General features: G+C 74.1%; 12 protein-coding genes and 1 pseudogene. 5 read left to right on the top strand and 8 right to left on the bottom strand.

Annotated elements, in window-relative coordinates:
* Positions 1-61: 61 nt before the first annotated feature.
* Positions 62-877: a hypothetical protein gene (locus ABD143_RS29115; RefSeq protein ID WP_343984645.1), complete on the top strand. Its 816-nt coding sequence runs from the start codon at positions 62-64 to the stop codon at positions 875-877.
* A gap of 414 nt (positions 878-1,291) precedes the next feature.
* Here ABD143_RS29115 and ABD143_RS29110 read toward each other — a convergent pair whose 3' ends face one another.
* The 5 genes and pseudogenes from ABD143_RS29110 to ABD143_RS29090 form a co-directional block, all read right to left on the bottom strand.
* On the bottom strand, positions 1,292-3,355 hold the full coding sequence (locus tag ABD143_RS29110) for an FtsX-like permease family protein (protein ID WP_343984644.1): 2,064 nt from the start codon (positions 3,353-3,355) through the stop codon (positions 1,292-1,294).
* Positions 3,355-4,115: pseudogene (locus ABD143_RS29105) on the bottom strand (ABC transporter ATP-binding protein). Before ABD143_RS29105 ends, ABD143_RS29110 begins: the two are co-directional and overlap by 1 nt.
* A gap of 38 nt (positions 4,116-4,153) precedes the next feature.
* Entirely contained in the window at positions 4,154-6,094 is a 1,941-nt protein-coding gene (locus tag ABD143_RS29100) for an FtsX-like permease family protein (RefSeq protein WP_343984643.1), read from the bottom strand.
* Positions 6,091-6,762: an ABC transporter ATP-binding protein gene (locus tag ABD143_RS29095; RefSeq protein WP_343985000.1), complete on the bottom strand. Its 672-nt coding sequence runs from the start codon at positions 6,760-6,762 to the stop codon at positions 6,091-6,093. The genes ABD143_RS29100 and ABD143_RS29095 overlap by 4 nt, the downstream gene beginning before the upstream one ends.
* A gap of 38 nt (positions 6,763-6,800) precedes the next feature.
* Positions 6,801-6,923: a hypothetical protein gene (locus tag ABD143_RS29090; protein ID WP_343984642.1), complete on the bottom strand. Its 123-nt coding sequence runs from the start codon at positions 6,921-6,923 to the stop codon at positions 6,801-6,803.
* 118 nt (positions 6,924-7,041) lie between these two features.
* Here ABD143_RS29090 and ABD143_RS29085 point away from each other — a divergent pair, with 118 nt between their 5' ends.
* Both ABD143_RS29085 and ABD143_RS29080 read left to right on the top strand, forming a co-directional pair.
* Positions 7,042-8,256: a sensor histidine kinase gene (locus ABD143_RS29085; protein ID WP_343984641.1), complete on the top strand. Its 1,215-nt coding sequence runs from the start codon at positions 7,042-7,044 to the stop codon at positions 8,254-8,256.
* A complete protein-coding gene (locus tag ABD143_RS29080) occupies positions 8,253-8,894 on the top strand; it encodes a response regulator (RefSeq protein ID WP_343984640.1) in 642 nt (213 codons plus the stop codon). The genes ABD143_RS29085 and ABD143_RS29080 overlap by 4 nt, the downstream gene beginning before the upstream one ends.
* Positions 8,895-8,924: 30 nt before the next feature.
* On the opposite strand, the gene ABD143_RS29075 is transcribed toward ABD143_RS29080, so the two are convergent.
* Complete coding sequence (locus tag ABD143_RS29075; RefSeq protein WP_343984639.1) at positions 8,925-9,836, bottom strand: S1C family serine protease; 912 nt, start codon at positions 9,834-9,836, stop codon at positions 8,925-8,927.
* Positions 9,837-9,971: 135 nt separating this feature from the next.
* A complete protein-coding gene (locus tag ABD143_RS29070) occupies positions 9,972-10,544 on the bottom strand; it encodes a peptide deformylase (protein ID WP_343984638.1) in 573 nt (190 codons plus the stop codon).
* A gap of 154 nt (positions 10,545-10,698) precedes the next feature.
* Here ABD143_RS29070 and napA point away from each other — a divergent pair, with 154 nt between their 5' ends.
* Positions 10,699-11,001, top strand: coding sequence for a nucleoid-associated protein NapA (gene napA, locus ABD143_RS29065; RefSeq protein ID WP_343984637.1), 303 nt, complete (start codon positions 10,699-10,701; stop codon positions 10,999-11,001).
* A 226-nt stretch (positions 11,002-11,227) separates the two neighbouring features.
* Positions 11,228-11,908, top strand: coding sequence for a LytR C-terminal domain-containing protein (locus ABD143_RS29060; RefSeq protein ID WP_343984636.1), 681 nt, complete (start codon positions 11,228-11,230; stop codon positions 11,906-11,908).
* On the opposite strand, the gene ABD143_RS29055 is transcribed toward ABD143_RS29060, so the two are convergent.
* Entirely contained in the window at positions 11,883-12,020 is a 138-nt protein-coding gene (locus tag ABD143_RS29055; RefSeq protein WP_343984635.1) for a hypothetical protein, read from the bottom strand. The two genes, ABD143_RS29060 and ABD143_RS29055, sit on opposite strands and share 26 nt — an antisense overlap.
* Positions 12,021-12,147: the final 127 nt, after the last annotated feature.

Below are 12,147 nucleotides of genomic sequence, written 5' to 3'. Positions count from 1 at the left end.
ACGCTGCCGCTGGCCCTCACGGTCGGCCTGCCGGCCGGGCTGCTGGTCGGAGTTGTCGTTCGTGCTGCGCGCCGCGTCCTGCGCGTTTCGCTCGGCGCCCGCGGAAGCGGACTGCTGGTTCCGCGACTTCTTCGACGAGGAGTCCGTGGCGGCGGACTGGTTCTGCCCGGAGTTGCGCCCCGACTTGTTGTCGCCGGCGTTATTGGCCGAAGTCTGGTTGCGCGAGTTGGACTGCTGCGCAGCCGACCCGCCCGAAGTATCGCTCGCCGGCTCCGCACTGGCGCCCGTGTTCTTGGCCTTCTTCGTCGACGCCGCGTTGGCCGTGTTCGAGCTGTTCGCGCTGTTCGAGTTCCGGGCGTTCGACGTGCCCGAGTCCGAGCTCTTCGAGTTCGAGCTGTCCGAGTTCCGGCTCGCGGAGTCGGAGCGGTTGTTCGAACCCGAACTGTCGTTCGAGCTGCGACCGTTCGAGCCGGAGTTGTTCGAACCCGAGTTGTCCGAGCGAGAGTCGGAGTTCGAGCTGGAATCGGACCGGCCGGAACCGCCCGAGTCGTTATTGGAATCTGCGCTGGAATTACTGCTCGAAGAACCCGAACCAGATCCGGAATCCGAGCCCTTGTTCTTACCGCCGTTGTTCTTACCGCCCGCAGGTCTGCTGATGCCTCCCTTCTGGGAGACCTGCACAGCCGCAACCGGAACCGCGACCGCCGCAGCCGCCGGCGACGCCGCGAGGAACGCCGCGCCGAACCACAGCACCACCACGGCACCGGCCAGACCCAGCACCCACCGGACCACCGCCCACAACCGCTCCCCCGGCGAGAGCCGCAACCGCACGGGGACGTCAGCACGCACGGCGAGGCCAGCGGCCCCACCGTCGTGAACAGACACCCAACCCACGTCGGAAGCTCCTGAGATCGCCGAAGGACAGTCAGTCCCGAGAGGAAGAACCACAGAGGCGCAGATGGCGGACTAGCGCCTTGACCTGCAGAAACACAGAGACACACAGACACGTGGAACCACAGAGGGCAAACACGTCGCGCCCGAGGCAGCGACCCGCAGCCAGACGGTAAGACGTCACATCCAGCAGCCCCTGCGGCGAGCGGCCCCGGCCCGTTGCGCAACGTCAGCAACCAACCAGAACCACCACCGCAACCCCAACCCGAAGATCAAGGCAGCGGGGACGCTACCACAAGCCCCGGCACGCGCAACAGGTTCGATCCCGCTCCGCCCCCGCCGCCGCCGCCCCGGGGCACCGTTCCCCAGGCCGCCCGGTTCCGTAGGCGCGAATCCCGCCCTACGCCTCCTGCAACGCCCGCGTCGGGGACACCCGGCCCGCCCGCAGGGCGGGAAGCACCGCCGCCAGAACCGCGACTACGACCACGCCTGCCACGAGTGCGCCGAGCGCCGCGAACGGGATCGCGGGTGCACCCGGCACGAGCTCGAGCACCCGCACGCCCAGGATCCCGTAGACGGCGTCGATCACTGCACCAACGGCGGCGGCACCCGTTCCGCTGAGCGCGGCCTCCCACGCAACCATTGCCCGAACTCCCGTCCGGGACAACCCGACCGCGCGCATCAATGCAGTCTCGCGAGTCCGTTCCGTCAACGAGAGCATGAGCGTCACACCGACCCCCACAACGGCGACGAGAGCCGTCATCCCGACCAGTCCGAACCCGATCGCCTGCGCTGTGCCCAACGTCGTCTCCAATTGGGCCCGGGCATCCCCCGCGTACTGGAGGAGCGCGCCCGGCCAACCGGCCGCACTTTCCTCCACCGCCGTTCGCGCGACCACGTCGGGGACCCCTTGCGCAGGGTCCGCGAATACCGCGCTCCCGTCGGCATGGACGGTCAGTCGCGGATCAGCAGCGAGCACGGCGGCGAATTCCGCGGCGCTCCCGGGGTCCGGCAGACCGACGACGATCTTGGCCGGAAACTGCTCGGAGATACTCCGTTCGGCCCCCGCCCGAGTCGACGAGATCCCGACGAGCAATGCCGATGTCATCCCGACCCCGAGCGTGAGAACGGAGATCGTCGCAGCCGTGCGCCGGGGCACCTGGGCGGCATTCGCGGCAGCCAGTCGGCCCGGCCCCCCACCCATCGCGGAGATGACCGGCCCGGCGATCGCGACCAGTCCACGTACGAACACCGGACCGGCGACGACGAGCGCGCCGAAAGCCACGATTCCCGACGCCGCAACGATCACCATCGCGAGTTCCGGCGACTCCGCTCCGTTCAATGCGGCCCACGCGAGCCCTCCCGCAATGGCGGCCGCGACGGCGGCGACCACGAGGCGCCGCCCGGTCCGCGGCGCCCCGGAATCCGCGGCGCCCGCCGAGCCGAGTGCTGCCACCGGAGGGATTCGCGACGCGGCCATTGCGGGCGCGATTGCGGCCAGCACCGTGGCGAGCACGGCCACCGCGAGAACTCCGGCCAGGCCGGGCACCGACAGCACGAGATCCGGGACGTCCGCCGTGCCGGTCCCACGGAGCAGCGCCAGCAGGCCGTACCCGGTGATCACGGCGACGGCGGTCAGCACGATCCGGAAGGTCGACGCGACCACCACGGCGGCCGCGACGACCGCGAGCCCGGCGAACACCCCGACGGCGACGAGCACCCCGGTGACCGACTCCGACACCTCCGCGATCTCCGCTGCCCGCTGTTGCTCGCCCGTCCGCACGGCGTCCGGTGCTCCGAGCGCGGCTGCGACGCGTCCCGCGAGGGTGGCCGCGTCGACCCCGGGATCCGCCGCCAGGTCCACCTGGCCGAGCAACCCGCCGAGCCCTGCCACGGTCACCGGGAAGGCGACGAGGGTGTTGACCGCGGCGTCGGACACGGGCACGACCCCGGTGACGGTCACGGTCAGCGGTACGCCTTCGTCGCCACGCAGCGTGATCGCGGCGCCAGGCGCGAGGCCCGAGCGGGCAGCTGTGGACTCGCCGACGGCGACCTCGTCCGGGGTGCTCGGCAGCCGCCCCTGCATCGGCGCGGCGAGCCGGCTGAGCGGCCCGGCCATCGGGTCGGAACCAAGTGCCCAGAGCGCGCCCGCGCCCGCGCCGCCGACCGTCGGGAACGCGCTCCACACGCCGGCGGCGTCCGCCACGCCGTCCACGGCGGCCACCTCGCCGAGGAGAGCGACGGGGTCGGGCTCGCCGGGAAGGTCACTCGGCCGCACCACGGCGGCCGCGGTGGCGGGCGTCTGCTCGGCACGGTCCGCGAGGTAGGCCCGCAGCGTCTCCCCGAGAAGGAGCGTGCCTGCAGCGAACACGGTGGCGACGGTGATGGCGAGCCCGGTCAGTAGCACCCGGCCCGGCTTGCGGCGGGTCTCGGCGAGCAGCACCGCGGCGACGGACCCGGCCATCAGACGCCCACCCGCGCGCCGGAGACGGCCGAGAGCGCGGCGAGCACAGTGTCCGGCCGCGGGTCCGGCACCGAGCCCGCGACGCGCCCGTCGCGCAGCAGCACCACGTCGTCGGCGAACGACGCGGCCACCGGGTCGTGCGTCACCATCACGATGGTCTGGCCGAGCTCGCGGACGGACCCGCGCAGGAGGTTCAACAGTTCGTGGGCGCTCGCCGTGTCGAGGTTGCCCGTGGGCTCGTCGGCGAACACGACCTCGGGCCGCCCGAGGAGCGCCCGCGCCACCGCGACCCGCTGCTGCTGGCCGCCTGACAGCTGGGTCGGCCGGTGGTGCAACCGGTCGCCGATGCCGAGCATGCCGATCAGCGCGGCCCGCCACCCCGGGTCGACTCGGCGCCCGGCGAGCCGGGCGGGCAGCTCGATGTTCTGCTCGGCGGTGAGCTGGGGCAGCAGGTTGAAGGCCTGGAACACGAACCCGATCCGATCCCGGCGCAGGTTCGTGAGCTGGGTGTCGCTGCACGCGGTGAGGTCGGTGTCGCCGAGCAGGGCACGACCCGACGTGGCGGTGTCCAGGCCGGCGAGCAGGTGCATGAGCGTGGACTTGCCGGAGCCGGACGGCCCCATGATCGCCGTGAAGCGGCCGCCCGGGATGGCGAGGTCCACGCCGTCCAGCGCGCGGACGGCGCGTCGCCGCGCCCGTGGATCTTCACCAGACCCACGGCGCGAGCCGCCGCGCGGGCGTGCCGGGGAGCGTCGAACATGGTCACGGTCTCTCCAGAGATCGTCGAAGGGAGCGGGGTCAGTCCTCGTGCGCGGGCGCGGTGGTGACCGAGCGCAGCAGCGGGCGGGAGGCGGCGGCCGCGGCGGCGACGGTCGCGATTCCGGCCACGACGGTTGTGCCGAGCACCACGAGCCCCGACGGTTGGAGCGCCCCGGTCGCGGCGGTGAACGGGGAGGCGCACAGCAGACCCAGCCCGAGTGCGATGCCCCCGACGAGGAGGAGCGGGCGCAGCGTCTCGGCGCGGCGGGCCGCGTCGAGCACGTCGAGCGGGGTGCCTGCGAGGCGCAGCAGCCGCAGCGTCCTGCGGTGGTCGAGCACCCGGGCAGCCGCCGCGGTTCCGGTTGCCGTCGCCGCGATCAGGAAGGTCCCCGCCAGCACGACGATGGCGCCGCGTTCGAGGTCACCGACAAGAGTCGAGCCGTCGAGGTCGGCCTCCCCCGCGGTGCGGACGGGGTCGGGAACGAGCGGGTCGAGCGCCGTACGCACGCGGTCGCGGTCGGCCGGGAGCACCGGTGTGACCTCGAGGCCCGGGTCGCCCCCGACGTCCGCGAGCACGACGTCCGCCGCGATGCCGCGCTGGGCGAGCCGTTCGCGGACGGCGGCGTCCAGGTCGGTCACCGTGCCGGGCGCCGCGGCGACCCGGAGAGCCGTGTCGTCGCCTGCGTCGGCACCGGACAGCACCGCGGTGAGCGGGGCGATGAACCCCGCGACGAACACGGCGAGGGTGAGCCCGGCCAGCGGGCGGAACGCGCCTTTCGGGTCGTCGAGCAGCCTGCGTCCGGCGAGCAGCGCCGCGGGCGAGCGGGCGGAGCGCGTCATGCGCGTCCCGAGCAGCCGCACCACGAGCGGTCCGATGAGCGAGACCGTGCCGAACATCGCGAGCACCCCGACCGCGAACACGAGCCCGACGACGGCGACGGGACTGGCCCGCAGCATGCCGTTCACGGCCGCGAAGATCGCCAGCGCCGCGGCTACGCCGAGCAGCCGGAGCAGCCGCGCTCCGCCCGCCCGTTGCCTGCGCACCACGCCGAGCGGCCCGACGACCACCTGGCGCATCCCACCGAGCGCCGCGAACGTGGCGAGCACGGCCACGCCGCCGACGATCCCCGCGACCGTGCCCGGCCCGGGCTGCAGGTCACCCGCGAACCAGACGCCACCGCCCAGCGGGATGGCCGCGAGAGCCGGCGCCAGCAGCCACTGCCCCACCACCCCGATGACGGCCGCACAGGTGGCGATCGCCGTCACCTCGGTCACGGCCGCCACGGTCACCTGGCCCGCGGACGCGCCCAGCAGCCGCATCGTCGCGAGCCGCTCGGCGCGGCGCGCCGCCGTCAGCCGGGCCGAAGCGCCGAGCAGGCTCGCAACCGGGAACACCAGCAGCGCGGCCGCCACGTAGGTGAGCTGCCGGTAGATCTCGATCCCGGAAGGACCGACGGCCCCGATCGCGGCCACGGGGGTGCCGGTGCCGGACAGCTCGTCCGGGGTGCGGCCGGTGATCGCGACCAGCTCGTCGGGGCCGCGGAGTCCGGAGTCGCCGATCAGCCCGGCAGGCGCCGGGAAGCGCTCGGCCAGCGCGTCCGCCGGGAGCTGCCGCATCAGCGCAGCGAGCGCGGGCGAGACCCATACCTCGCCCGGCGCGGGCACCCGCGGGAGTCCGGGAGGAGGTGCGAGGCCGGGCTGCAGCGCCGCGAGGTCGACCCTGTCCATTGCCCGGCCCGCGACGATGTCGGGGGTGGTCCGCAGCAGCGCGACCGGTGCGGCGGCGGCCCGCACGGGCTCCTCGGTGCGCCATCCGGAACGGTCCTCGCGCGCGCCCCACCCGTGGATCGCTCCGAACGCGACGGCGAGCAGCACCGTCCCGACCGCGATCCCCGCCCCGACCAACCCAGCGGACGTCAACGCCGGCCGGCCCCCCAGCCGCAGGAGCCGCAGGCTCAGGCCCGCCGTCCGGAGGATCACGCCTCCGCTCCGGCGAACGGGGCGGCCGCGACGCCGACCGGGGCCGTGCGGCCGTCCCGGATCGTCACCGTGCGGTCGCACCGGGCAGCCACCTCGGCATCGTGTGTGACCACGACGAGCCCGGTGCCGGTGCGGGCGGCCAGCCCGGCGAGCAACTCCATCAGCCGCTGGCCGGTCTCCGAGTCGAGCGCGCCCGTCGGCTCGTCGGCGAACACCACCTCGGGCGCGCTGACGAGAGCCCGGGCGATCGCGACGCGCTGCTCCTGCCCGCCGGATAGCTGCCCCGGCCTGCGCCCCTCCAGCCCCGCGAGGCCGAGCGGGCCGAACCAGGAGGCCGCCTGCTCGACGGCCGCGGCCCGGCGCACGCCGCCCAGCATCAGCGGCAGGGCCACGTTCTCCACGGCCGGCAGCTCCGGCAGCAACTGCCCGAACTGGAACACGAAGCCGATGCGCGAGCCGCGCAGCGCCGTGCGCCTCGCCTCCGACCACCTGTCGATCCGCTCGGCGCCCAGCCACACCTCGCCCTCGTCGGGCTGCAGGATGCCGGCGAGGCAATGCAGCAGTGTCGACTTCCCCGAGCCCGACGGTCCGGTCACCGCCACCACCTCACCGCGGTGCACCGCCATGTCCGCGCCGCGCAGCACCGTCGTCGCCCCGAACCGGTGCATGATGCCGACGCCGCGCAGCACCGGCCCATCCCCCGCGCTCACTGGCGCCGTCCCGGGGTGCCGAGCTGCTCCAGCAGCGGCAGCAGAGCCATCATCACGAGGACGAACACGCCCCCCAACCAGGCCGCGGTGTTCAGCACCACGGCGATCACGTCCGTCATGGCGGCAACGCTCTCCCGGCGGCCCTGCCGCGCGCTTCGGCCGGAGGTCCGAACCCGGGCGGGTGCCCTCGTACTTCCGGCCGAGGGGACGACGCCGGATCCGAAATAGGCTCTCCGGGTGATCCGCCTGCTGCGCTGGGTCCGGCAGCACGTCGGGCTCGTGACCGAGTTGGCCGCCTACGGGTTCTGGCTCCTGCTCGACGCGGCGATCGGGGTGTCCGGCGGCTACGGGCTCCCGGTCTTCGCCGGGCTGGTCGTGCCCGCGATCGTCCTGCTCCGCAGGCGGCCCGGCGTGCGCCTGGTTCCCATCGCCGTTGCGGCCGTCACCACGTCGATCGCGCTCTCGCTGCTCACGGCGCTGCCGGTCGTCAGAGCGCTTGCGCCCTCGCCCTCCTTTGCCCTCTCGTTCGCGGAGCTGCTCGCGCTGGCCATCGTCGTCGTGCTCGTGCTGCGGCACTGCGAGCTGCGCACCGCGCTGGTGCTCACCGCGGCCGCTGCCGTGGCGATCGTCGCGTCGCCGATGCTGCGCACGCCGGGGACCACCGCCGGCGCCTTCAGCATGTTCTCCGCGCTCGGGTGGGGCGGGGCGGCCGCGATCGGGCTGGTGTTGCGGGAGGTCGACACGCGCCGGCGAGCGGCGCTGGACGACGTGCGTTCGGCCGAGCGGATGGAGCTCGCCCGCGAGCTGCACGACGTGGTCGCCCACCACGTCACCGGGATCGTCGTGGCCGCGCAGGCGGCCGCCGTGGTCGCGCGGACCTCGCCCGACGACGTCGACCGCGCGCTCGCCGCGATCGAGACGGCCGGCACCGACGCCCTCGCCGCGATGCGCAGCATGGTCGGGGTGCTGCGCGGCCAGGACGCCGAGGGCGCGCGCACACCGGGCGCCGAGCTGCGGGAGGTGGCCACCCTCGTGCAGCGCTTCGACCCCGACGAGCGGCTGGTCCGGCTCACCACCGACCCCGGCCTGGAGCACGCCGTGCTGCCGGCCGGGGTCGCGGCGACGGGCTACCGGGTCGTGCAGGAGGCTCTGACGAACGTCCGCAGGCACGCGCCGGAGGCCGCGGTCGTCGAGGTGGACATCCGGATCCGTGAGGGGGCTCTCCTGGTGTCGGTGCGCAACAACGGCGTGCCCGTGGTCCCGGCGGGGCCGCGCGGCGGGGTGGGCGGGTTCGGCCTCGCCGGGATGGCCGAGCGGGTGGCCGCGCTAGACGGGAGGCTCGCCGCCGGGCCCACCGCGCACGGCGTGTGGACGGTCTCGGCGTGGCTTCCGCTGCGTTCACCCACCCCGCCGGCTCCGCCGGCTTCCGTCCCCCGCAGGGGCGCCCGGTGATCCGGGTCCTGCTCGCCGACGACCAGGAGATGGTGCGCACCGGTTTCCGGCTGATCCTCTCCGCCGAGGGCGGGATCGAGGTCGTCGGCGAGGCCGGCAACGGCGTGGACGCCGTGACGCTCGCCCGTTCGGTGCGCCCGGACGTCGTGCTCATGGACATCCGGATGCCCCAGCTGGACGGGCTGGAGGCCACCCGGGCGCTCGTGGCCGACCCGGAGCCGCCGCGGATCGTCGTCGTCACCACGTTCGATCTCGACGAGTACGTCTACGGGGCGCTGCGCGCGGGCGCGGCCGGGTTCCTGCTCAAGGACGCCGGGCCGCGCTTGCTGGTCGAAGCCGTGCGCGCAGCGGCCGCCGGCGACGCGCTCGTCTCGCCGTCGGTGACGGTACGGCTGCTCCAGCACCTGGCCGCCCGGCCGGTCTCCCGTGCGCCCGCGCTGCCCGACCCGCTCTCGCCCCGCGAGCTGGACGTGGTGCGGGCGGTAGCGAGGGGCCGCACGAACGCCGAGCTCGCGGCGGAGCTGTTCGTCTCGCTCTCGACGGTGAAGACGCACCTGACGAACGTGCATACGAAGCTGGGAACCCGCAACCGCGTGGAGGTCGCCGCCTGGGCGTGGGAGCACGGCCTGGTCCGGTAGCTAGACGGTATGGAGGCACCGGCCGAGACCTCAGCCCAGTTCTGTTGGTACCGCCACCACGTCCACCATCGCGCCGTTGCGCAGCACCGTGACCGGCAGCGGGACGCCGATCGCCTCGCCGAAGAGCTGGCGCTGGATGCCCTGCGCGTCCTGCACCGGGCGGCGGCCGACGTCGAGCACGAGGTCGCCCGCCCGCAGCCCCGCCACGGCCGCCGGGCTGCCGGCGATCACCTCGGCCAGTCGCAGCCCGTTGCTGCGCCCGTACCGCTCGGCCACGCGGGCGGGCACCGGCGCCGGGCTCCCCACCACCCCCAGGTACGCCCGCCGCACGCGTCCGTCGCTGAGCAGGGTCTCGACGATGCGGCGGGTGGTCGCGTTCACCGGCACCGCGAGCCCGAGCCCCACGCCCGCCACGGCGGTGTTGATGCCGACCACCCGCGCGCGGGAGTCGGCGAGGGCCCCGCCGGAGTTGCCGGGGTTTAGCGCCGCGTCGGTCTGGATGACGTCCTCCACCACCCGCCCGGCCCGCCCGCTGCGGGTGGGCAGCGCCCGGCCGAGTGCGCTCACGACCCCGGCGGTGACGGAGCCTGCGAGGCCGAGCGGGTTGCCGACGGCGACGACGAGCTGCCCGACCACCAGCCGGTCGGCGTCGCCGAGCCGGACCGGCGGCGGAAGGTCGCCGGGGCGATCGGCACGCAGCACCGCGAGGTCGGAGAGCGGGTCGGTGCCGACGACGGTCACGGGCGTCTGGGTGCCGTCGAGGAAGTCGGCGCGGCCGGCGCGGGCCTCACCCACCACGTGGGCGTTGGTCACGAGCACCCCACCGGCGTCGACGACCACGGCCGAGCCGCTGCCCCGGCCGGTGCGGATGGCCGCCACCCGGCCTGTGAGCTCGGCGGCCACGGCGGAGACGGTGCGGGAGTAGGAGTCGAGCTCGTCCACGACGGCCTCCTTCTTGCAGCGCTTACAGCGTTGCAGAAGAAGAACGGAAAATCGCCCGATCGTGTTCCTGCGTCCCGCGCCGGAAGTCCGGTGCGTACATCGGCGGGATTCGTGGTGAACTTGCGGCGCGTGACGCTAAACCTCTTCGGCGTCCTGCGTCGCCGGGTCCCACTCGAGTCCAGGCACACCCCAGCCGTTGTGCTTCAGCATCTTCCTCGCCGCGCGCTGGTTCCGGCCGACGAGCCGGTCGAGGTAGATGACGCCGTCAAGATGGTCGGTCTCGTGCTGCAGGCATCGGGCGAGGAAGCCCTGGCCTTCCACCTCGACCGGCCGGCCGTCGGTGTCCGCACCCGTGACCTTCGCCCACTCGGCGCGCCCGGTCGGGAAGTGCTCGGCGGGCACCGAGAGGCAGCCCTCCTCGTCGTCCTCGGGGTCGGGCATTCCCTCAGGCCGCTCCGATGTCTCCAGAACCGGGTTGACGACCACTCCCCGCACCCGAGTGCGCGTGACCTCGTCAGGGCAGTCGTAGACGAACACACGCAGGTCCACGCCGACCTGATTGGCGGCGAGGCCCACCCCGTCGGCGGCGGCCATGGTGTCGTACATGTCCTCGACCAGCGCCTTCAGCTCTTCGTCGAACACTTCGACTGAGCGCGTCGGTTGGTGCAGGACGGGATCGCCGATGATGCGGATGGGACGGACAGCCACAGAAGCCGAGCCTACGGGCCGGGCTGCGCGGGGCCGATCCACCCCAACGGGGGCGCGCGTCCCTGCCCAGTTCCGGTCGGTGCGCGTGGTTGAATGGCGCCCGCGAATGACAGGCATGTGATTCGCGAAACCGTGAGCCTCGTCGAGGAGCGTGATGGAGTCCGCCACCGAACCCAGCGGCACCGCTCTCGTCGGCGCGCCAGGCGCCCTCGGCCGCCGAGACCGTGAGATTCTCGCATTCGAGGCCCAGTGGTGGAAGTACGCGGGCGCGAAGGAACAGGCGATCCGCGAGCTGTTCGACATGTCGGCCACCCGGTACTACCAGATCCTCAACGCCCTCATCGACCGGCCGGAGGCCCTCGCGGCCGACCCGCTGCTCGTGAGGCGGCTGCGCAGGCTGCGGGCCAGCAGGCAGCGCACGCGCGCCGCGCGCCGGCTGGGCATCGAGCCCTGGTGACGGCACCATGATCATCCGCGTGGCCGGCGCCACCCGCCGCTGACACGCCCCACACCGATCCGGAGGCAGGCGTGAGCGAGGGCACCAATCAACGCAGCACCCCGGCGAAGGCCTGTGACGAGCGCAGGCGAGGGGGAGGCGTGATCGAATTCGCGATGTCAGGGTCCGCGATGTCAGGGTCCGCGATGTCAGGGTCCGCGGCGGCGCAGGTCCGCGAGGTCCGATCATGACGGCTCCAGCTCCCTCCGGCGGCCCATCCCCGCTGCGGGTCGGCGGGATCGCCCTGCTCGGCGTGGCGATCGTCGCCGCGATCATCGGCCTCGCCACGCTCGCGACGAACGGTTCCCCGCAGGCCAACCCGACGGCGGCCCCGCCCGTCGTCCCTTCGAGCCCCGCCGCGCCGGACGCCACGCCGCCCGGCGCGCTCCCGACGGTCGACGGTGGTGTGCCGGTCCCGTCCTTCGCGCCGCCTGCCGAGGGCACGGGCGTCCCGGCCCCCGCTCCCGGTGAGGCGCCCGCGCCGGGAGTCCCGGGCGCGCCTGCGGCTCCCGCGCCCGGCCCCGGGGACGGCGGCAGCGGCACCAGCGACCGGCTCGCCTCCGGGAGCGGTGCCACCGCGGCGCGCGCACCGCTGCGCGTCTACAACAACAGCCGGATCGAGGGCCTGGCGGCCCGCGCCGCGGAGGACTTCGGCCAGGCGGGCTGGGTGGTCACCGACATCAGCGCCTACGGCGACGGGATCATCCCCATCACCACCGTCTACTACCGCCCGGGCACCGAGGAGGAAGCGCCCGCGCGGGCGCTGGCGACGCAGTTCGGCCTTCGGGCCGAAGCCCGCTTCGACGGGATCAACGACGCCAGCCCCGGGATCATCGTGATCGTCACCCGGGAGTACGGAACCCGGTAGCGCCCTGCCGCACGAGGCGCAGCAGGCGCTCGGCACGGGCGTCCGCCGGGCCGGTGAGCGCGATGCCGGCGGCGAGCGCGAGCAGGTACGCCGCCGTCACGTCCGGCGACACCTCGCCTCCGGCGCGGGCCAGCAAGGCGGCGGCCGTCTTCGTGCATCGCCGCGTGCCAGCCGTAGTCGGTCCCTGACTCGGCGAAGACCGCGGCCGCGGCGGCCAGCAATGCGTCGCGGTTGGGAGG

The organism is Pseudonocardia aurantiaca (assembly GCF_039526725.1).
Lineage (GTDB): Bacteria > Actinomycetota > Actinomycetes > Mycobacteriales > Pseudonocardiaceae > Pseudonocardia > Pseudonocardia aurantiaca.
Note: the sequence above shows the minus strand (reverse complement) of the source record. Positions and strands in the feature narration are given on the sequence as shown.